27 protein-coding genes are annotated in these 20,875 nt (G+C 34.2%); 17 read left to right on the top strand and 10 right to left on the bottom strand.

Going from position 1 to position 20,875, the window contains the following annotated elements; genetic code table 11:
* Positions 1 to 9: 9 nt before the first annotated feature.
* From QCD85_RS01265 to QCD85_RS01245, 5 genes are all read left to right on the top strand, one after another.
* Complete coding sequence (locus QCD85_RS01265) at positions 10 to 468, top strand: stalk domain-containing protein (RefSeq protein ID WP_301261411.1); 459 nt, start codon at positions 10 to 12, stop codon at positions 466 to 468.
* Between the two features lie 202 nt (positions 469 to 670).
* On the top strand, positions 671 to 2,023 hold the full coding sequence (locus QCD85_RS01260; RefSeq protein WP_301261410.1) for a stalk domain-containing protein: 1,353 nt from the start codon (positions 671 to 673) through the stop codon (positions 2,021 to 2,023).
* Positions 2,024 to 2,091: 68 nt separating this feature from the next.
* A complete protein-coding gene (locus tag QCD85_RS01255; protein WP_301261409.1) occupies positions 2,092 to 2,934 on the top strand; it encodes an imm11 family protein in 843 nt (280 codons plus the stop codon).
* A gap of 245 nt (positions 2,935 to 3,179) precedes the next feature.
* A complete protein-coding gene (locus QCD85_RS01250; RefSeq protein ID WP_301261408.1) occupies positions 3,180 to 4,040 on the top strand; it encodes a hypothetical protein in 861 nt (286 codons plus the stop codon).
* Positions 4,041 to 4,089: 49 nt separating this feature from the next.
* Positions 4,090 to 6,702 carry a diadenylate cyclase gene (locus QCD85_RS01245; RefSeq protein WP_301261407.1) on the top strand — a complete coding sequence of 871 codons (2,613 nt, stop codon included), beginning with the start codon at positions 4,090 to 4,092 and terminating at the stop codon, positions 6,700 to 6,702.
* Here QCD85_RS01245 and QCD85_RS01240 read toward each other — a convergent pair.
* Positions 6,697 to 6,963, bottom strand: a complete 267-nt coding sequence (locus QCD85_RS01240) for a hypothetical protein (RefSeq protein ID WP_301261406.1) — start codon at positions 6,961 to 6,963, stop codon at positions 6,697 to 6,699. The two genes, QCD85_RS01245 and QCD85_RS01240, sit on opposite strands and share 6 nt — an antisense overlap.
* Positions 6,964 to 7,109: 146 nt before the next feature.
* On the opposite strand from QCD85_RS01240, the gene QCD85_RS01235 reads away from it, so the two are divergent.
* The 3 genes from QCD85_RS01235 to QCD85_RS01225 are packed head-to-tail and all read left to right on the top strand — an operon-like array spanning position 7,110 to position 8,069.
* Positions 7,110 to 7,562: a WapI family immunity protein gene (locus QCD85_RS01235; protein ID WP_301261405.1), complete on the top strand. Its 453-nt coding sequence runs from the start codon at positions 7,110 to 7,112 to the stop codon at positions 7,560 to 7,562.
* Between the two features lie 54 nt (positions 7,563 to 7,616).
* Positions 7,617 to 7,751 carry a WapI family immunity protein gene (locus tag QCD85_RS01230; RefSeq protein ID WP_301261404.1) on the top strand — a complete coding sequence of 45 codons (135 nt, stop codon included), beginning with the start codon at positions 7,617 to 7,619 and terminating at the stop codon, positions 7,749 to 7,751.
* 15 nt (positions 7,752 to 7,766) lie between these two features.
* Positions 7,767 to 8,069, top strand: coding sequence for a WapI family immunity protein (locus tag QCD85_RS01225; protein ID WP_301261403.1), 303 nt, complete (start codon positions 7,767 to 7,769; stop codon positions 8,067 to 8,069).
* 1 nt (position 8,070) lies between these two features.
* Here the strand turns inward: QCD85_RS01225 and QCD85_RS01220 are convergent, their stop codons facing one another.
* The 3 genes from QCD85_RS01220 to QCD85_RS01210 all read right to left on the bottom strand — a co-directional run bounded on the left by QCD85_RS01220 (position 8,071) and on the right by QCD85_RS01210 (position 9,017).
* Positions 8,071 to 8,346 (bottom strand): hypothetical protein, encoded by a 276-nt coding sequence (locus QCD85_RS01220; RefSeq protein ID WP_301261402.1) that lies wholly within the window; start codon positions 8,344 to 8,346, stop codon positions 8,071 to 8,073.
* Positions 8,347 to 8,415: 69 nt separating this feature from the next.
* Positions 8,416 to 8,751: a type II toxin-antitoxin system PemK/MazF family toxin gene (locus tag QCD85_RS01215; protein WP_069326302.1), complete on the bottom strand. Its 336-nt coding sequence runs from the start codon at positions 8,749 to 8,751 to the stop codon at positions 8,416 to 8,418.
* On the bottom strand, positions 8,748 to 9,017 hold the full coding sequence (locus tag QCD85_RS01210; RefSeq protein ID WP_301261401.1) for an AbrB/MazE/SpoVT family DNA-binding domain-containing protein: 270 nt from the start codon (positions 9,015 to 9,017) through the stop codon (positions 8,748 to 8,750). Before QCD85_RS01210 ends, QCD85_RS01215 begins: the two co-directional genes overlap by 4 nt.
* A gap of 167 nt (positions 9,018 to 9,184) precedes the next feature.
* On the opposite strand from QCD85_RS01210, the gene QCD85_RS01205 reads away from it, so the two are divergent.
* The 3 genes from QCD85_RS01205 to QCD85_RS01195 all read left to right on the top strand — a co-directional run bounded on the left by QCD85_RS01205 (position 9,185) and on the right by QCD85_RS01195 (position 10,921).
* On the top strand, positions 9,185 to 9,754 hold the full coding sequence (locus QCD85_RS01205; RefSeq protein ID WP_301261400.1) for a ribonuclease domain-containing protein: 570 nt from the start codon (positions 9,185 to 9,187) through the stop codon (positions 9,752 to 9,754).
* 143 nt (positions 9,755 to 9,897) lie between these two features.
* Positions 9,898 to 10,386 (top strand): tetratricopeptide repeat protein, encoded by a 489-nt coding sequence (locus tag QCD85_RS01200; protein WP_301261399.1) that lies wholly within the window; start codon positions 9,898 to 9,900, stop codon positions 10,384 to 10,386.
* A gap of 46 nt (positions 10,387 to 10,432) precedes the next feature.
* The gene (locus QCD85_RS01195) at positions 10,433 to 10,921 is read left to right on the top strand and encodes a GNAT family N-acetyltransferase (RefSeq protein ID WP_301261398.1); all 489 of its coding nucleotides are present in this window, start codon (positions 10,433 to 10,435) and stop codon (positions 10,919 to 10,921) included.
* On the opposite strand, the gene QCD85_RS01190 is transcribed toward QCD85_RS01195, so the two are convergent.
* Positions 10,916 to 11,815: a LysR family transcriptional regulator gene (locus QCD85_RS01190; protein WP_301261397.1), complete on the bottom strand. Its 900-nt coding sequence runs from the start codon at positions 11,813 to 11,815 to the stop codon at positions 10,916 to 10,918. The two genes, QCD85_RS01195 and QCD85_RS01190, sit on opposite strands and share 6 nt — an antisense overlap.
* A 115-nt stretch (positions 11,816 to 11,930) precedes the next feature.
* On the opposite strand from QCD85_RS01190, the gene QCD85_RS01185 reads away from it, so the two are divergent.
* Positions 11,931 to 12,452, top strand: a complete 522-nt coding sequence (locus QCD85_RS01185) for an HPP family protein (protein ID WP_273615654.1) — start codon at positions 11,931 to 11,933, stop codon at positions 12,450 to 12,452.
* A gap of 77 nt (positions 12,453 to 12,529) precedes the next feature.
* Positions 12,530 to 13,069 (top strand): hypothetical protein, encoded by a 540-nt coding sequence (locus QCD85_RS01180; protein ID WP_301261396.1) that lies wholly within the window; start codon positions 12,530 to 12,532, stop codon positions 13,067 to 13,069.
* A 32-nt stretch (positions 13,070 to 13,101) separates the two neighbouring features.
* On the opposite strand, the gene QCD85_RS01175 is transcribed toward QCD85_RS01180, so the two are convergent.
* Positions 13,102 to 13,413: a hypothetical protein gene (locus QCD85_RS01175; RefSeq protein ID WP_273615656.1), complete on the bottom strand. Its 312-nt coding sequence runs from the start codon at positions 13,411 to 13,413 to the stop codon at positions 13,102 to 13,104.
* Positions 13,414 to 13,632: 219 nt separating this feature from the next.
* Positions 13,633 to 14,364, bottom strand: coding sequence for a superoxide dismutase family protein (locus tag QCD85_RS01170; RefSeq protein WP_301261395.1), 732 nt, complete (start codon positions 14,362 to 14,364; stop codon positions 13,633 to 13,635).
* Between the two features lie 464 nt (positions 14,365 to 14,828).
* Here QCD85_RS01170 and QCD85_RS01165 point away from each other — a divergent pair, with 464 nt between their 5' ends.
* From QCD85_RS01165 to QCD85_RS01150, 4 genes are all read left to right on the top strand, one after another.
* Positions 14,829 to 15,338, top strand: a complete 510-nt coding sequence (locus QCD85_RS01165) for a hypothetical protein (RefSeq protein ID WP_301261394.1) — start codon at positions 14,829 to 14,831, stop codon at positions 15,336 to 15,338.
* A gap of 122 nt (positions 15,339 to 15,460) precedes the next feature.
* Positions 15,461 to 16,189, top strand: coding sequence for a class I SAM-dependent methyltransferase (locus QCD85_RS01160; RefSeq protein ID WP_301261393.1), 729 nt, complete (start codon positions 15,461 to 15,463; stop codon positions 16,187 to 16,189).
* A 187-nt stretch (positions 16,190 to 16,376) separates the two neighbouring features.
* Complete coding sequence (locus QCD85_RS01155; protein ID WP_301261392.1) at positions 16,377 to 17,525, top strand: hypothetical protein; 1,149 nt, start codon at positions 16,377 to 16,379, stop codon at positions 17,523 to 17,525.
* A 119-nt stretch (positions 17,526 to 17,644) separates the two neighbouring features.
* Positions 17,645 to 18,262 carry a sugar O-acetyltransferase gene (locus QCD85_RS01150; RefSeq protein ID WP_301261391.1) on the top strand — a complete coding sequence of 206 codons (618 nt, stop codon included), beginning with the start codon at positions 17,645 to 17,647 and terminating at the stop codon, positions 18,260 to 18,262.
* A gap of 91 nt (positions 18,263 to 18,353) precedes the next feature.
* On the opposite strand, the gene phnE (QCD85_RS01145) is transcribed toward QCD85_RS01150, so the two are convergent.
* From phnE (QCD85_RS01145) to phnC, 3 genes are read right to left on the bottom strand one after another with little or no spacing between them, the layout of a single operon-like run.
* Positions 18,354 to 19,151 carry a phosphonate ABC transporter, permease protein PhnE gene (phnE, locus tag QCD85_RS01145; protein ID WP_274170380.1) on the bottom strand — a complete coding sequence of 266 codons (798 nt, stop codon included), beginning with the start codon at positions 19,149 to 19,151 and terminating at the stop codon, positions 18,354 to 18,356.
* The gene (gene phnE / locus QCD85_RS01140; RefSeq protein WP_273616278.1) at positions 19,148 to 19,927 is read right to left on the bottom strand and encodes a phosphonate ABC transporter, permease protein PhnE; all 780 of its coding nucleotides are present in this window, start codon (positions 19,925 to 19,927) and stop codon (positions 19,148 to 19,150) included. The genes phnE (QCD85_RS01145) and phnE (QCD85_RS01140) overlap by 4 nt, the downstream gene beginning before the upstream one ends.
* 2 nt (positions 19,928 to 19,929) lie before the next feature.
* A complete protein-coding gene (phnC, locus tag QCD85_RS01135) occupies positions 19,930 to 20,769 on the bottom strand; it encodes a phosphonate ABC transporter ATP-binding protein (protein WP_273615663.1) in 840 nt (279 codons plus the stop codon).
* Positions 20,770 to 20,875: the final 106 nt, after the last annotated feature.

The raw sequence follows: 20,875 nt of genomic DNA, 5'->3' as shown, positions 1-20,875 counted from the left end.
AATTTACATATGTATAAATGGATATTAGGGTGTGGCCTAATTCTAATGATGATTACAGCCAATCATGCAGAAGCTAGAGCGATCTTTACGGTTGAAGTCCAAGTCAATGGTACACTTATAGCTATAGAAAAAAATGGAGATGCTGGACCTTATATCGAGCAAACAACGAATATAACATATGTTCCAATTCGTTTTGTATCCGATCATCTAGGAGCGACAACAGATTGGGATAAACAAAAGCAACAGGTCACTATCTTAGCCCAATCAGGTACAAAGATTGAACTAACAATAGGTAGCAAAATAGCTTATGTTGATGGCGAAGCCAAAACACTTGTAGATGCTCCAGTTATGCCATTATATCCTAATCATGTGATGGTTCCTTTGCGATTTGTATCTGAAGTGATAGGTGCACAAGTGGATGCTTCTACTGTAGATGGAATATTGCATGTGAATATTAGTGATAGATAGGAAGATATATTGGAAAAAGACTATTACTGTGTGATGCAGTAATAGCCTTTTTTTGTTAGTAGATGTAGTCAATTTTAAATTCTGAATGTTGTGCTTAATAAGATAATAACTAGAAAATAAAAATGTAAATTAAATAGAAGCAAATGCCGTTAATAAGAAGAGTACTTATGAGTAACAAAACATACATAAAAGGGGTTTTTACATGAAAAAAGTATATGAATTGATTATCAAAGGAGTACTTGTAGCAGGGCTACTCGTGCAGTGTTTGCCTGTGTCTATAATTGCTTACGCGGATAGTGAAAACAAAATGGAGTCATCTCGATTAGTACCATATGTATTACAAATTAATAATGGTAATCAACAAAATGCGAAAACTACAGGTTTTATACAAGATGGGTTATTAATGATTCCAGCAGCAGATTTATTTAATCATACTGGATTTAGAATAACACATACGCGTAAATGGATGAACGAATATAAAGTAGAGCGCAACGAGTTTCTTTCAAGTACTGTTTTTAACACTTTAGAATTTAGCGATCATACATCTGATATACATGTGAAATTAAAAGAAGGATTTAATCAAGATGAAACAGATGAATTATTATATATGCCAACATATGCTACCTTCAAAAAAGGACGTTTGTATGTGCCTTTAAATTTTATAGCCTCTATATTAAATTATGATGTACGGCATGATGAATTAACACATTTAATTACGCTTGATTATTGGGGCGATCAAAATCTAGATGAAACCAATCAGGTTAAAGATTTTGTGAATCATTATATGAAAGATTCAGTAGATGGCTATAATCCTGATCATTCTTTATATACAACAGATTATTTAGATTATGAAGCAGATTGGCTGGATTCTACTTTTTCAGATGGAGAATGGCCAGAACCAAATCTCGTATTAAAAGATTGGAATATACGATATTTATTTTTCATGTCTAAAAATGAAGCCATAGTTAAAGTTCCATATTGGGCTGAAGGTAAAGCTTCAAGAAAAGCGGGTGGAATATGGCTTAGTATTTTAAAAGTAGATGGAAAATGGAAAGTAGATAGTTCTAGAGCATGGTCACAACTATTATATTTGAAAAATGTTAATCAAATTGTAGAAAAAATGAAGCTAGATTCGCCTGAAATGGTGAAATCAGTAACACAAGCTGTATATCATTCATTTGCCACAGCTAATGCCAAAAAACAAAAGATTGATGGAACTAAAGTGAAATATAAAACATTTCCTAAAAATATGGAAGTATTGTATGGAGATGATCATATTGCATACGTATATGCAGAATACAATTGGTCATTTAAGCCAACTAATAAAAACTTTGAAAAGTACAAGGTTAATACCTATGAAGATTTTATTGTAATGGAGAAAAATAAAAACGGACAATGGATTTTTAAAGATCATTATAATTCAAATTTAAGTAATTCTCGACCTTGGACAAGCCTTAGAGGAAACTATGAAGGTGGTAGATATATTGCTTTTATGGCTTTTGATGATTATTACCTAAACGATCCTAGTGTAAGGCCTTATATTTCATTTTTTTAATTATAGTATAAAAATTAAATTAGAACTTAATCGTTTATAAAAATATTGTTTTTGATCAGGAGAAGGAAATGAAAATTTGGAAAATAAAACCTAATACAAGCAGTATCAGTTTAGTTTCTTTTGATCCAAAAAAGTTTATAGAGTTTGAACTTACTTATTTTGATGGAGAAGTTTTACCAGTACCATGGCCAGAAGAATATAGGTTAATTACAGACAACCAAAAATATAAATATAATGATTATGCTATTTATTTAAATTATATCCCTGTTATTAGCGAGAAGGTATTTAAAATTGTGACACCACTTGTTAAAGATTTGGTTCAATTTCTTCCTGTACAACATTCTGATTTTAATTTTTATATATGCAACATTATTAATGTAATTGAATGCGTAGATGCTGAAAAATCTATTCCTGATACCATCCTTGATGGAGAAATAAGAAGCTATAGTAAAATCTGTTTTTTAGAATCTGTATTAAAAGATAATGAAAAAAGGCATATATTTAAAATACCTGGACTGACTAGATTGACGTATTTTGTATCTGATGAATTTAGAGAACTGCTTTTAGTTAATGATATCAAAGGGATTGATTTTATAAAAATTTGGGATTCTGAAGCTGATTTTGAATTGGAGCAACAACACGAACAACGTATAAAGGAAGAATATGATGCTTACATTATTAAAATTAATAATCAGCCACATGATCCATTAAGTTGGAACGAAGCCGTCGAAAAATTAAAACTAGGTAAAGCAGCCATTAGTGCAGATTGGAAAATTCAATACAATTCTAAGGGTGATATTTTAATCGGACAACTGAATAGAAATCTAGAATATGAGTTTTTTAGTCCTGTTTATATACCACCTATATTGCTTGATCTTATGTGGCAAGAAGTAGATAAAAGTAATATTTAAAATAGTATTATAATTCATTTTTTAATACACAGTAGTAAACCAAGCAGAAATCGTAGCTTTATAAACGATTTCTGCTTGGTTTTTTTAGATAGAAAATGGATAAGAACCTAAAACTGTATAATTTCCTTTAATTTGTCGATATAGAAATAAGTAAGAGAATTACATAGTTTAATTGTTGATTCAACGTGTTTTTAAATTTTAATATGCAAAGAACTAAAATTAAATACAGAAAGGAATTTATGTGAATGGAAGTTTCACCAGTCATTCTTTCAGCAGTTATTTCTGCTGTAATCGCTATAATCACGCTAATCATCTCAACATCGATAACACTTCGTAAAAATATTCATGAAGAACGAAGTTATTTTGAAAAGAGCTTAAAGGAAAAATTAGAGAATATTTATTTACCTTTGAATCTAGACATCGCTTTTAGAAAAGTAAAAGAACCACTGATTAAAGAGTCGAATCAAGAATTAGTGCACAAGTATGGTTATCTATTAAGTCCAGAACTGTTAGATGAACTAAAAGACTTGATCCATATTGAACGAAATCAGGAAGAGTATTTGGATCAAGAAGAATATATAGCTTTGCGAAGTAATGTAATCGAAGGATTTAAAAAAGAGTTTGCAATGTTACAGGAACTATATAATAGCCATTTTGAAAGTTATCGTCAAAAGTATACGGTTACAAATTTTATCAAAGTGAAAAATATTGTATTAAAAATATGTATTACTATTTCAATTTTTATTTACCTGACAGTCATAACGCTATTTGCTTATGAATATTTTAATAGCAAGCCTAAATTATTTGTAAATCCTCTTCTAAATGCTATTTTTGGATTTATGATATTTACAACTCTTTTTACTACAGGATTAGCTATTGGAACAGTAGTGCTCAAATTCATCAACTGGTTAGAGAATAGAGTGGGCAAAACAAAAAGAGCATACAAATTTGATGATAAAGTTCCAATGACAGGCGATTATCGTTGTGAAGCATGTAAAAAAGTGAAAAGAAAAATTCAATATACTACTTTTGGCTATTGTGAAGATCATACAACCAAGCAAAAGTGGAAATCTATTTTCACTTTTGGATTATGGAAAAAGATGTGATTTTGTTAGTAAAATCAATTTTAAATAATGAATAAAAGGTGGTAAATGTATGATTGTAAATAGAAAAAATATAAATAGTATAAATGAAATTATATATAAAGATTTAAATTCAATATTAAAAAAGTTAGATAAAAAATTACACTTAAAAATTTATTGTGTTCTACCAGAAACTAAAAATGAACTTTATAAAGTTATACGTATCAAAAAAACATTAGCTAATGGTTTCATTCATGAAGATTTAAAAGATGTTTACAAAGAACTTAATATTGAATCTTTTAAATCAAATAGCGCAGTTTTTGATTATGATTTTTTGAAATCAAAATTAGATGGAGAATATTTTCAATTACGATCTAAACACATTATTAAAAGTGAAGTTATAAAGCATAAAGAATTAAAAGAACAAAATTCTATGTACGAATCTTCATTTAATCAAGATTTATTATATACTAATCAACTTTATTTTCATAGAAGGACTGTTTCTTATATCTTGATGATAAGAAATGTAGACAATGAGAATCAAGAAATTTTTTATAATAGTCCTGAAATTTCTTTTTTCAGGATGCTTTTAGACTACTTTTTTTTAGATTACTATACCACTGACTCTAGTAATAAAATAATAATTAATGATATTAAAGACAATACAATTCCTCAAAAATACAATGAAGATTGCATTCAATATAATCGTAGGATTGCTAGATTATATTTTGGGAAAATTCAAACTTTTATTGAATCTTCAAAATCTGAGTTTAAATTAGGAATAGACTATTTAAATTCAATTAATAGTCAATTTTATGTGAATAATTTATTAGAGTCTTTAGATGATGTCTCTTCTAGAGCCTATGAATCTTCAATTGCTTTTGGATCGATTTTGTTTATGAACAAAAGCTTAATTACAGAAAGTAACTTAATAAGATTTGCTATTAAATTTGCTAAAAATGATGTTATAAAGCTTGAAGATGCTAAACGTATACGTAAATTACTTGAATTAACAAATATTGAAAAAGACCTTTATCTTATTGCAGATCATAGTGTGATATATGGAATAGGAGAGGTGAATTGGCATTTACAAAAAGATTCTTTAATTTTAAGATTAGATTTTAACGGGGTCTCGAAATATATACTATCCTTTGCAAAATTACAAATGCAATCAATATTAGAAGGGCAATTAATTACGAAAGAAAATCAAAAATTTTATCGTTCTGATTTAAAATTAGAGGAAAAAGAATTAATATCAATTGCATTTAAAAATCCTAAGATTAATGAAGAAGGATATTCTACAGAAAGGTTTTCTAGAATATTATCTAAAGAACTTTTTGAGAATAAAGAAGAGCAGATAAAAATAGAAAAGTTGAATGAGATAGTTCAAAAAGCAAGAATGCAGAAACATGGAACAATAGTTGTTATTACAAATGTTGAAACAGCAAAAAATGAGATTAAAAAGCTTAGTAAACAATCAACAGTAATTGAAATGGGACCGATAAATCCAGAACACATTAAATTTTTAACTTCTATTGATGGAGCAATTTATTTTGATAGCGATTGTAATTGTCATGGTATTGGAGTAATTCTTGATGGAGAAGCTCAAGAGAATATAGGTGATGCTAGTAGAGGAGCAAGATTTAATTCAGCTTATCGGTATATTGCAAAATTAAAAAAATCTGCACAAAGGTGTGTTATTATAATTATTTCTGAAGATGGTATGATTGATATTCTACCAGAATTTGAAGACGAAGATAAGTTACTAGAGATTACTGAAGAAATTATTGATTTGATTAAAGAAGGAAAAGAAGATTGTGAAGAAATGATAGAAAAAGAATCAACTTTGCTTGATTCACCAATTGTAGATAACGAATGGTTATTTAGGATAGCAACCACTTATTATAACTTAGAAAATCATGTACAAGCCAATAAGTACTACGTTAAAGCAATAGAGAATTCAAAAAAAGAATTTATAGATTATAAATATTACCATTTTTCTTGTATGAGTAGTTATAGTATTGCAAGTAATTTGGAAGAAATTTTAGCTACTATAAAATTAGCTAAAAAGCTTAATGAACAAGCTGAAACTAATGATCAAAAGTTGAATAGTAATTATATTTTATCTAATTGTTTTATTAAAAAGTTTAATTTTATGGGTGATGCTTCCAGCATTGATGAGAAAACTGAAGTTTTGAAAGAAGCATTGATTGTTTCTCAAAGATCACTCTCAATCATGGAATCAGAATATGAAGAACCATGGGAAGCTATATATTCTACACTAGGAACAATTTATTGGAATTTAGCTAAGATGAATACTGATAAGAAAGAAAAAAATGGACTTTTAAATGAGACGCTCAAATATAATACAATAGCTGTAGAATTATGTGAAGATTATATTAATTTTTGGGATAGCAGAGATTATATTAATTTTTGGAATAAAGGTATGGTTCTTGAAGAATTAGGATATTTAGAAGAAGCTTTACAAGAATTTATAAAATATATATTTTTCGAAAGTACAGAAAAAGATTTAGATAAAATTAAAGAAATACTAAAAGAAAACAATCAATATATAGAAAATACAAGATCATTTTATTATAAGATAGCTACTTCTGATTTTAAAAATGAAGATTTAGAAAAATGGTTTACAGAATACGATAAAACAAAAGTTGATTTTCTTTTATAAGTTATATAGTTGTTGCCCATCCCTTAACCCCTGCTCATACATCACCGACTCTGCTATTCCCTGTAGCAGAGTCACTACATTACAATAATCCATTAACAACTTCATTCCCTCTGGCTTCACATATGTACATAACTCGGTAAACAGCCGATCACTTTCCAACATCAATTTCTTATATTCTTCTGATCCATAAATAATCTTATTTGCTATACTTTCCATACGCATCGACTTAAACTGATTAAAATCTTTTTCAAAATCGTCCATAATAAAAACCTCCAAAAAAGTGATGCCATTATCGTAGCATCGCTTATTTTAGCTGTATACGGTCACTCTGATAGCAAAGTGATGTCACTCGTGAAGTTTGGTATACTGACTACTTGCACTTAAATTTAATAAAGGCGGTACATTACATGCTATGGATTAGTGGAAATATCCGATTTGAACTCAACATCTTACATTATGATTATCCTCCAGAAAGAGTTGAATGCTTATATGACGACTGGCTAACGGTGCAGTTGATCGCTCAAGATGAGGATGGATTAAAATGGGAAGCGAGCAGTTCTTGTATGTTTGCTAAAGAATTACAGGACTTACGAGATTGGTTTGGTTCGATACGAGTACAGAATGTGGTGTGGCAGACCTTCTTTTTTATGGAACCTGAATTAAGCTTTACATATATTCCAAATGGAACAGTAGAAATAGGTATATCTCAGTCTTTTTATCCTAAAGCATTAATGGAGCATGGTAGACAAACGGTAGAAAAAAGTCTCATTATGGAATTGCCTGAACATGTTTTGTACGATCTCATACAGCAATTGGATCACATGATTGTAGAATTTCCACAGCGTTCCACCAAGCAATAAGCCAATATTATAGAATATCTTATACATACATTTTAAAATAAGGCGGTATATCATATGCTATGGGTTGATGGTAACGCAAGAGTAGAAATCAAGATTTTAGGGTATCAGTATGAAAGTATAGAAGGATGGTGTGATGATTGGCTAACCGTACAGATTATTGCTCAAGATCAAAATGGGTTTCAGTGGTAAGCCATCAGTCCGTCTATGATGACTTCGGAATTGAAAGGTTTGCAAGATTGGTTAACTTCGGTGCGAGATAACCAGATGATATGGAAATTCGCAGCATTTATGGATCCGGAAATTGAAATTTCTTATATCGAAGAAGGGCAGATTGAGCTTAGTTTAAGTCATGCATTTTATCCGCAAAATCTAATAAAACCGGATCAAGATGAATATAAGAAAAAGTTTATCATCCCATCTACAAAAGAAGCATTACAACAAAAGATTGAAGAAATTGATGAGATGCTAAAACAATTTCCAGAGCGATGCAGTCGATATAATAACTAGATCAGATCAAGCGAAAATAAACGCGTAAAAGTGCAGTAGGTAAAAAAGAAGATACAGAATCACTTTCTCCAAAGCTGACTCCAAAATCCCCCTGATAGGGATCAAGTAGAGAAGGGTGTTTTTCAGGTGGAGCAGGTAATAGACCATATTGTTTCATCAGGCGATCTTTGAGTACAGGATCGACTTCATTGGATGATTGTGCATAGATTGGTTGGAGTTGAATATTTATTGCGGATAAAGCTATAGTAAGGCTTAGCATTAATTTTAAGAATTTCAATTTATTTCTCCTTATATCTGCATCAGGAGAATTCTAAAACTTTAAAGTCCTGAATGCTTAGTACTGTAATTAGGCTAAAATAGAACGTGTGTTACGCAAAATATTTTGCATCGATTTGGTTTGAATAGACAAATGATCTACAATAGAAAAGTTACGTTTTTTAATATCCAAGCTTTTCATTTGATCGGTTAAAACAACGCCTTGAAATCGAAGACCAGCAGGAAGTTCAACTTCAAAAGGGTAATTTTTTATTTGATTCGTAATCGGACATACGACAGCAAAACCAGTGATTTGGTTAAAATTTTCTTCTGATAATACGATAGCAGGACGGCGACCAGCTTGTTCATGACCGGCTTGCGGATCAAAATCAAGCCATATTAAATCGCCACGAGTAGGGATTTTCAAAGTTTCTCGTCTCCTTCAATACCCCAATCTACTTCTTTGTGGCGGGGAGATTCTGGAGTGATTTGAGCCAAAAGATTGTTGAGGTGAGCTTTCAAATCTTGATTAGATTCTTCATGTTTAAGAAGCGGACGTAAAAGAATTTCATTATCATTTGTAATAATCATTTCCATTTCGGTACCTTCAGACCAATTTAAACGCTTAATTAAATCTGTAGGGATACGTATAGCACTACTGTTTCCCCATTTGCTAAGTGTAGCTTTGGACATATTCATCACCTCATTTTATTTTATAAATATAGTATAAGATATTTACGTGATAATGTATATCTATAGGATATACATTTGGATTTTATAAATGTTAAAAATTTTATGGAATATAAAGAAATATTTAAGCAAACAACTAGAATATGATTTATAAATAGGAGGCATTTTTGTTGAAAAAGATATTATCAGGTATTGTACTGATTCTGGTATTGGGTGTTATTTTTATCACCCAATTACAAGATGGATCTTCTACAAATACAAGTACCACAGCAACTAATCAGACCGCACAGGTTAATTCAAGTGATTCGCAGACATCGAATCAATCATCAAGTAAATCGACAAGCAACACTAGCCAAACCCAAAATAACCAGAGTAGCAACACCAGCAAGTCTAATACATCGAATACGTGTAAAGTTATCAATACCTTTGACGGTGTTGCCAATTATCTAAAAGAATATAAAAAATTACCTTGTAACTATATCACCAAGTCCAAAGCAGAATCGTTGGGCTGGGAATCGTCGAAAGGTAATCTGGATAAAGTTGCCCCTGGTAAAAGTATTGGTGGAGATTATTTTAGTAACTACGAAAAATTGTTGCCTACATCCAAAGGGCGCAAATGGTATGAAGCTGATATCAACTACACGTCAGGTTTTCGGGGAGCTAATCGGATATTGTACTCTACCGATGGCTTGATCTATAAAACAACCGATCATTATGATTCATTTCAACAGATCAAATAAAATGGTATCCTCAACTTTATATTCAATAGCGAAGATCGACAATGATTGTCGGTCTTTTGTTATAATGATAGCGATCTTATACGTACAGATGATCAATCGAATCAAGAATGGAGTATAACAACAAGTGGAAAGGAAAAACCCAGATGACAAATAATCAGATGCAACAAGCGATTGAATTACGCAAAGATGGACAAGCCGAACAAGCAAAGACGATTTTACTGAATCTATTGTCTTCAGATCCCAATGATCCTGTGTTGTTATATCAGGTGGCATGGACGTATGACAATCTAGGATTAGAAGCACAAGCTGTGCCTTATTATGAACAAGCTCTTGCCAATGGATTAGAAGGGGAAGATCGTCAAGGAGCGATGCTGGGACTCGGTAGTACTTATCGCACATTAGCTCATTACTACAAGGCAGCGGCTCTTTTCAAGCAAGCGATTCAAGAGTATCCTGAAGCACGAGAATTTAAAGTGTTTTATGCGATGGTGCTGTATAATCTAGAACAATATGCAGAAGGAATGAAGTTGTTAATGACCGAACTTGCAGAGACAACCAGTGATAAAGGGATTGAACAGTATCAGCGAGCGATTTTATTTTATGCGGACAAGTTAGATCAGGTGTGGGAGTAAGCAGGAATGTACAGATTACATAGATAAATAAAAGGAGCTGTTTGATATGCATACATGGAGTATCCGAACCATTACAGCAGATGATCAGGATTTTTTGTGGGAGACGTTGTATTTGTCGCTATATGTACGTGAAGGGGAAAAGCCTTTTGAGCGGGAAGTAATTCATGAACCACATTTAGCAAAGTATGTGGAACATTGGGGTCAAGCTGGAGATGTGGGTTATATAGCAATCAACGACCAGCAACAACCGATTGGAGCTGTAACCGCTAGAGTCTTACCTGAAGATAATCAGGGATATGGTTATATTGATGATGTCACGCCAGAGTTAGGATTAGCTGTATTGGATGAGTATCGCGGGCAGGGTATCGGTACAGCCCTGATGGAAGCATTGCTTACTGAATTGCGACAACAGCAGATTGCTCAAATCTCATTAAGTGTTGATCCGAGCAATCCAGTGGTGCGTTTGTATAAGCGGCTAGGATTTCAAGAAGTAGGTACTGTTGGTACATCGATTACAATGTTATTCATCTTATAAATGTATAGATGAGGTGGATAGTGAATCATTTACTTGGAAGTGATCGATAATACGTTGTTTGAATAACTCTGTAATTTCATTATGAGGTTTGGACTTTAATTCGATAATGCCATGTCTTATCATAATAGGTTCACCGAGAGATACTATTTTTAACGTATTAGCTTGGAGTTCGCTTTCGACAGAGCACTTGGGAACGAGCGCAATACCTATACCATTCAGCACTGTTTGTTTGATCATTTCTAAGCTAGCATACTCAATATTCTGGTAATCCAACTTGCCATGATCGACGAGCACTTTATTAGCTATTGATTGATAAATACAATTACTGCCGAAGCCTATCATCCGAACTTCATGACTGAGTAGCTTTTCCTCACCTACCCGGGTAGAAGCGATCAAGACAAATTCTTCTTCTAAAATAGGCGTATAACGAATAGCACTAAGCTTGGGGTCGATAGGAGCAATACCCAAATCGATTTTTTGGTTAATCACATCATCGATCATACTTTGATGAAAACCTGTTGTTAATTTAATTTCTGATGTTGGATAATCTTCTAGAAAGTCGAAGATAGGCTTGGAGAAGTGAGTCACGCAAAATGATTCTAACGCTTTAATTCGAACAATTCCTTGCACTTCATGAAGATTATCTTGTAATTGTTCGGTCAGTTGTAACAACGTATAAGCATATGTTGCAAATAGTTTTCCTTTTTCTGTAGGAATGACACCGTTAATCGTTCGATAGAATAACTGCACATGTAATAGTTCTTCCAGAATCTGAATATGATTAGTCACCGTTGATTGAGAAAAGCCTAACATTATCGAAGCTTTACTGATATTGCGTTGCTCATATGTTTTGAGAAATGTATAAATATATTTACCATCCAGTTGATTTAGCATCATAAACACTCCATCACTTTATTAGATAATACTTATCGATATTATTCATTATATAGATACCTTATATTCGTGTATACTCTGAATAGAGAACATCATGGATAGAGGAGTAATGATAGTGGAGAAAGCAATAAAAGCCTATTTTGCTAAATTCGTAACACATGCGAGGTCGCCTTTGAAAATAAATATATGGCAGGCTGTCGTTGCTTTTGTAGGAGGATTTTTGACGATACTTCTATTAGAAAGCATTGCTGAAGGATTGCAATGGTCTTTAGTAATAGCTCCTTTTGGAGCAAGTTGTGTGCTGGCTTTTGTACTGCCAGAGGCTCCTGTATCACAGCCGAGAAATATTATAGGTGGACACATGGTCACAACTTTGTGCGGTCTGACAGTGTATCATCTTTGGGGAAATAGTATTTGGTCTTTGTCGGTTGCTGTTGGATTAGGCATCGCGCTAATGTTACTGACCAAAACGACTCATCCGCCTGCTGGAGCCAATCCTATTGTAGTTATAACCGCAGCAAGTACGTGGTCTTTTCTAGTGACTCCGGTGTTAATCGGCTCAATTGTGATCGTATGCGTAGCTGTACTCTACAATAATTTAATCAAAAATAGAAAATATCCTACATTTTGGATATAATAAAAAAGGATCATATCAAGGTTATATCTTTTGATAGGATCCTTTTTCTATTACCGAGCCTTATGACAGGAGAAGATATGCGACAAATCTTTATTAATACTTCTATAGCAAGTATGATCTTGCTGACCAGTTGCACAAGTACAGAACAACCTTCTACATATACGAAGCCAACCATCGTACAACGCACACAAGAGGTAGAGAAACCGTTACTGCAAGATATTTATACATACGAATTTAATAAGATTGAACCGCAGCACCAAAAGTTTGTAGATGAATGGTTACAAGAGTCTCATGCAGACCATAAGAAACAGCAGATTTACTTTTTGAGTTTGGGTACAGATGATGATCCAAACGATGGATATAAGTATATGTATATTTTGGGAAAAGGATATCGAACATTTGAAACTGCATTTATGTACTCACAAGACAATGAACATACCAACGCTAGCGATACCACTTCTAACAGAGAAACCAGTCGTTATTTGAAAGACAAAGGAAAAGGAACTCTCTATGTAAAAGGAGTGAAAGGGGAAGCAACAGATGAGGTACTTCTACGTCTGTACTATAATCCCAAGTACGTCAGTGCTACAGGATTAGTAGAACGATTTCTTAAATAAAAAGTGCAGGTAAGCAACAGATATATTTTGCCTTACCCTGCACTTTTTGGCGCAACCAGTTGAATATCTTCTAACTTGGGATTACGTATCCAGTCTGAATGGTAACGGATAAAGTAAAGCTGGTCGATCTGTACCAATTGCATAATGTCTGGTGTGGTTTTGAGATTGGCCGTTTGCTGACCTTGTTGAACAACAATTCCTTGATCGGTCACTCCAATTACGCGGAATACACCTTCTGTAGTCTTGATACTGCTCACATATAGAAACGTTACAGCAACGACAACAATAGCCATCAATGTGATAATCTGTCTTGTGCGTCTGATCGGCTTACGAAGAATAGGCATGCATGTACACCTCTTTCACAAAGGAATGCGATATCATCAGTATAGTCTATAGAGAAAGATACTTCTATTTTAGACTATTCTGGACATTACGCCTACGTCAAAGAACAAATTAAAGGTAGAAGATAAATAAATATCGTATGGTAACGCTAAAAAACTCTCTAAACGATATAGAGAGTTTTTTTTATCTAGTGTTCTATTTGGCAACGTGTAGACTATAGATTACTGCGGAATATTTCCTCCAGCAATACGATCTCCTGAATTTCCGGTTGGATCCGTCATTTCATCATCAGGAGCAGCGTGAATAATAATAGAAGCACCTAAAAGAGAATGTTCATCTCCTTTTTCTAGACTGGCATTTGGCAATACCATTGTGGCATTAGCTGTACCATCTGCGGCTACTTCTAAGTTAGGTAGATCGCCTGTATGTTGTCCTTTGGGATTAAGTCGACCATGTTCATGTCCGCCTGGATTAAGATGTGATCCTGCTGTCGCAAAATCGTTATTGGTAATAGCCGATTGGTGAACATGAATTCCATGCTTGCCTGCCGGTAGATTTTTGACATTAATTTTGATATTCACATTATTCTGATCTTGTGTCAGCGTCGCTGTACCTATCGACTCGCCTTTAGCATTTTTGATCTCGACGACTGGACTGTTCACAGAGATCGTAGCAGAATGAGGTTCCCAGTACATTTTGTTTCCAAGTAGATCACTTACATGACGAATAGGTACATAGGTTGTTCCACTATACGTAAAAGACTGCGGGACAACACTACCTTGATTATTATATTGAGCTGAAGTGACTTTTTGTTCACCATCTACGTAAAATTTTAAAGCCTCTGTATTCGGAGTGACTGTCGTCGCATCTGCCGCAAACGAAATTCCTGAGAAAAATAAAGCTCCACCAAGAAAAGAAAGTACCATATGCTTTTTACCTAAAGGCTTCTTCATAAGTTCAAATTCCTCCTTTGAATAAATAGGTTCTTTTTACATTTATACCCTTAAAAATATATTGTAAGCAGAAGTGCTCAAAGTTACAGGAGTATATACATGCAATAATAGATATCGATATATGATCTTTTTGTATAAAGATATAGAAATAAAACCAGTAGAAATGACTAAATAATCAGTAGAATTATTAAAATCATTTTTTAGCGTTGATTTAAAAATAGATATCGATTGAAGTAAGTGAAGCTATTTAGCTTTGTTTTTTCTATATTTAGAAGCTAGAAATATTACTTACAATGTAATAATTTTATTAAAATATACCGTATTTGTATTAAAAACTATATAAAATAACCGATCACTCTTTAAATCCTTTAATTATATATAATGTTAAATATTAGTTGATAATACCTGAAATTTGTAATATATTATGGCAGGAATTAAAATTATATTTAAAGGGAGAAATGATGATGAAAAGTATTTCGTTAAAGTTTGTTCTAGTTTTACTTGCAGTATTTATGCTTCAGTTCAACCATGCTTCAGCTGCATCTGCTAAAAGTACACTGAACGTTGGCGAGACATTGGCTAAAGGTCAGATGTTATCCTCCCCAAGCGGTAGATTTAATCTAGTCATGCAAAACGATGGCAACTTGGTATTGTATCGCGATGCAGGCATTCCAATGTGGGATACCAATACAGATGGTGATGTATTCAGATACTATGACACATTTTTAGGTCGTGAATTTCAAAGATATCCAGAAGCATTAACACTTCTCCCTAATACACTGCGCGTTACTGATCCTTCTAAAGGTATCGCATTTTGGACAGCAGATGTGAAAGGATGGAGCAATGCACATTATAAAGGTAATGTACCTGCTGGATTAATTGGAGATAGCCTGGTTGTACAAGATGATGGAAACGTTGTTCTTTATGCTACTGGCAAAGGTCCAGTTTGGGCTTCGAATACAGGCGGTTATTAATACATACACGAGAGCCGTGTTTAGCGGCTCTTTTGTTTTGCTTTATATTGTATAATGGGTTTAAACAGACAGAACATTTTATTTTATCGTAAAAATTAAATGCGTCTAGGAGGTTATGTGCTATGCGTCAAAATATTTATGATGATCCTACTTTTTTTGAATATTATAAAGAGTTGCGGAGCTCAGGGATTACATTTAATGATTTTGTAGAGCAACCTGCTTTGAAAGCATTATTACCAGATCTACAAGGATTGCAGGTGCTTGATATGGGCTGTGGATTTGGTAAGTTAGCTTTAGCTATGGTCGAGCAAGGAGCAGACCATGTCACTGGAGCTGATATTTCAAGTAAGATGTTAAGTATTGCGCCGAAAATTCCGCAAATTACATATATTCATGCACCGATGGAAGAATTAGAGTTTGAAGCAGAATCGTTTGATTTGATTGTAAGTTCTTTAGCTTTTCATTATGTAGCAGACTATGATCGCCTGATGGCACAGATTGCAAAGTGGTTACGCCCGGGAGGAACATTGGTCTTTTCAACCGAACATCCGATTACGACAGCCAAGCTAGATATGGACGGTTGGGTAGAAGACGAGCAAGGGAATAGACTGCATTATGCAATAGATAATTATGGAGAAGAAGGACAGCGCAGTACTCATTGGGTGGTCGACAACGTGATTAAGTACCATCGGAAAGTATCGACACTGGTAAATGGCATGATTGCTCATGGACTGATGATACAACAAATCACCGAACCCGAATCGACTCCCGAAGGGTTGGAGAAAATGCCGAAGCTTGAACAAGAACGAAGAAAGCCTTCTTTTATTTTGTTTAAAGCGGTCAAATTGTAAAATAACAAAGAAAAGTACAAGTGTATGATTGAATGTATACTTGTACTAGTGAAGATCAATATCAAATAGATCTATACCAAAGGAGAGCAATCTCCTTTTTATTTTGAGTAAATGTTAATCTGGAGTAATAAAATGACCGATACATAAAAAGAAACATTATTATGTAGACGTAGAAAGAAGGTCAACTATGCATTTTTATGAAATTGATATTGCTAAAGCTATGAAACATCGAAAACCATTTGTACTGAATCCTACAAATTATATTTTGACAACAGATGATGAATTGTATCAGTTACCCGAGTTACCAGCAGGTGTACCTTACATAACACAAGAACAAATGATAGAGCAATTGTATACACAAAGCTTAGTTGAAATAGAGCGATTTCTATCTTCTGAGTACAATAAAGACGTATATGTAATGGCTATTGCTACTAACGAATTTTACGATTTTCATTTGTATATGAATACAGAAGAACAGTATAAAAAATCTCATGAACAGTATTTTACCGAGTCAAAAAATAGCATTCAAATGAATCATCAAAAGTATAATTTAGGTGATTTTTCTTTTCACAATCAGATTCATAATGATGAAATTATAAAAATTTTGGATGGACGTTATATGATTGATGAAAAAATATTAGACTTTGAAATGGATGAACTTCCTGTTCCAATGTATACAGGAGATTTTAAAGATATCTCTATTATTATGAATCAATCCCTTGTTGAATATGGACATTATATTGCTGTGCAAGAAGTAGTTAAACGTTTAAAAGATAAGGGGATTCAAGAGCAAATAAATAGCACAATGAATTTTATTTTTTACGCTGCTGTTGATGGAGATGTTATTGATTGGAGTCTCATGATGAGACAAACTGTTAAATGTGAAGTACTTTATGATGCTATCCCTAAATTGAATACAGGCGATATTCAATTTGACCAACTAAAAGTAGACTTACAAAAACGTTCATTTAGCAAACAAGTTCATTACTTGATTCAAGAAATCGAAAATAATGAGAATTCTATAGGTGAAAGTATTTTCGAACATTGTTATAAAACAGAATATCATGCGGTTGAAGCGTTAGCCGAAAATATTGACGATATTTCGAATGATCTATTTCCTGCATGGAAAAAAGCCGTAATAGAGTATGTAGAATTAGGCGAAAAACCAACAGCATTATTTTACCTCAGTTATGTACTTAGTGAATTTGAAGAACAAAAGCAAGAATACCTCCAAGAAATCAAAGATCATTTGAACATGATAGAACAAGCAGAGCAACAACAAGAGGAATCACAAGGCAATATAAAAATGATTCGTAATATTCTGATGGTAGAATAATCTAAAGATAATTTAATACAATAGATATACTTAGAAAAACCATTCCTGTATCATAAGGGATGGTTTTTGTTATTCATCAGATCATTAAATAACATGACGAATTAAGGAGGAACATACATATGCCAACAGATAAAGAAAGAATGCTAGCACAGAAATTATATATGGCAGGGGTTGGAGAGCTTGCGCTAGATAATAAAAAATCTCGGATGCTTACCCGATTATTTAATAACACAACCGAAGAACAACAGGAGTATCGGACGGAATTAATTCAGCAATTATTTGAATCGGTGGGTGAAAAAGTATTTATTGAACCACCGTTCCGTTGTGATTATGGTTGTCATATTACAGTTGGCGATTATTTTTATGCGAATTTTGATTGTATTATTATTGATGTTGCCAAAGTAAAGATAGGGAACAATGTGTTTTTCGGTCCCAGAGTAGGTGTGTATACTGCGGGGCATCCGATTGATCCTGATGTGCGCAATACCCTTTTAGAATTCGGCAAAGAAATTACAATAGGAGATAATGTGTGGGTAGGTGGAAATACAGTGATTAATCCAGGTGTAACGATTGGGAATAATGTTGTCATTGGTTCAGGATCTATTGTAACTAAAGATATTCCTGACAACGTAATCGCTGTAGGAAATCCTTGCAAAGTACTACGTGCTATTACAGAGGAAGATAAGCAGTATTGGGAACAGCAAAAAGCAGAATATGAAGCAGAGATTGAACATTAGTATTTACATGTAAAATCATATAGTGTCCAATGCAAACGAAAAAAGCATGACTACTCTTGTATAACACTTGAGTAATCATGCTTTCTTTCATTTACACAATCCGCTTCCGAATCCAACCGGAGATCAGATCAGTTAAAATAACAAGAATGATAATGCCTAATAGAATCACGCCGACTCGGTTCCAATTACGCATATTTAACGCGAAAATAAGTGGTGTTCCGATACCGCCTGCACCGACAAGACCGAGTGTGGTAGCAGAGCGAATATTGATTTCAAATCGATACAATGAGTATGACAGAAATTGTGGAATCACTTGTGGCAATACAGCAAACCACAAAATTTGCAATCGACTGGCTCCAGCAGCAGTTAACGCTTCACTAGGGCCTGTATCTATACTTTCTATCGTTTCAGAAAATAATTTGGCAAGCATCCCGATCGAGTGAATACCTAATGCCAGTACGCCGGCAAATGAACCCGGGCCTACCGCTTTGATAAATAAGATAGCTACGATCATTTCAGGGAATACACGAATCACACTAAGACTGAACTTTCCGGTTCCAGAAACAGGGCGACGACGGCTCATATTGGATGCCGCCCAGAAAGCAAATGGAATACACAAAAATGCAGAAATAAATGTACCCAGTATCGAAATAATTAACGTATCTAACAATCCACGCAATAAATCTTCGCCTGCTGGATCATAGACAAATGACCAATCTGGATGCAAAAAGCCATCTAAAATCGATAACGATACACTTTTGGCAGTCGATTGAATACCTTCAAATTGAAGACCGTTAAATGCCCATACATATACAACAACTAGAAAAAGAACCCAACAATACGGACGAATTTTGTGCCAGAGTGGCTTAGCAGGTAAGGTATGATTCATAGTAATTTCCTCCGCAATACATTACTTCCATAATCGATAACCAGTACAATCACAAGCGTGAGCAAAATAATCATCGCTGCCCGATCATACCGGAACAATCCTAGAGAACGATCCAGTAACAGACCAATCCCACCAGCACCGACAAGACCGAGTACAGAAGCAGCACGTACGTTGATTTCAAAAGCATAGAGTAGATAAGACATATAATAAGGCAATGCTTGCGGAATCACTCCGAACACAATCAATTGAATCTTATTCGCTCCGACAGCTGTCATGGCTTCCATAGGGCCTGGATCGATCGCTTCAATCGCTTCAAATGTAAGCTTGGCTATCAGTCCGAAAGAGAAAAATAGAATTGCTAACATCCCTGCAAATGGCCCTATTCCAAAAATCGCTACAAAGATAGCAGCAAATAACAGATCAGGAATCGTACGTACCAGATTTAGAATTAATCGCACAGGCAAAGACACTAATCGGCTCTGTACAATGTTGTAAGCACACAATAACGATACAGGGATCGCTAACAATCCACCTAACATCGTCCCTACTAGCGCAATCTGTACCGTTTCAACCATAGGCTTCCAGATCGTAGGCAAGTAGCTCCAATCAGGAGGAAACATTTCGCCCAGTAAAATACCCATTTGCGGTAGTCCACGTATCAGCTGATAAGGGGTCACTTCCGTTTGGATACTACATAACACAAGTACAACGACAAAGAACAACCATGTTAAGATTTTTTTATATTTTTTGGGAGCTGTCGGTGCTTCGATCGTCATATTCATAATGGTTCTCCAGAAGTTACTTTGATATCCGAGGCATCTGGAATAACAGTAACGATATCTTCACCCGGTGCATTAGCGCCCAATACTTCATCACGATGAATTGGTCGTCCGTAAATATGAGAAAATACATCGTCTGTTGCTTCAGCAGGCGTACCATCGAATACAATTTCTCCTGCCCGTAACCCGATAATACGAGTTGCATATTCACGAGCCAGATCGATAAAGTGTAGATTGATAATCGTCGTAATTTGAAGTTCTTGATTAATACGTTGAAGATCGTCCATTACTTGACGGGTCGTTAAAGGATCAAGAGAAGCAACAGGTTCATCAGCTAGAATAATCTGAGGTTGTTGCGCCAGTGCGCGCGCAATAGATACCCGTTGTTGCTGTCCACCGGATAATTGATCTGCACGACTGTATGCTTTTTCTTGCAAATTAACACGTGCTAGAGCATCTAGAGCCAATTCATGATCTTCTTTAGGAAACATGCCGAATACAGTACGTAATGTAGAATGATGACCGACTCGACCGGATAATACATTACGCATCACAGTCGAACGCTTGACCAGATTAAAGCTTTGGAAAATCATCCCGATCCCACGACGGATACGGCGCAATTTGGCACCGGAAGCAGATGTGATCGATTGGCTATTGATCTGAATATCCCCTTCGCTAATATCAATCAACCGATTGATCGAACGAAGCAACGTAGATTTACCTGCACCGGACAAACCTACAATCACAACCAGTTCACCTTCATGGATCGTAAGATTAATATTTTTAAGTCCTTTGGTGCCGTTAGGATAAACTTTGGAAACGTTATTGAATGTAATCATGATTTGCCAACTTTCTATATTCAGAATAATAATGTCATGATGCTGTCCGCAAAATAAGTAAGCTTGCTATCCAGTGTGCTATGTAAAATAGCAAACACCGCCCGTA

Origin of the sequence: Paenibacillus sp. PsM32 (assembly GCF_030433815.1) — a bacterium.
GTDB classification, from domain to species: Bacteria; Bacillota; Bacilli; order Paenibacillales; family Paenibacillaceae; genus Saccharibacillus; species Saccharibacillus kyungheensis.
This window is presented reverse-complemented; position numbering and strand designations above follow the sequence as displayed.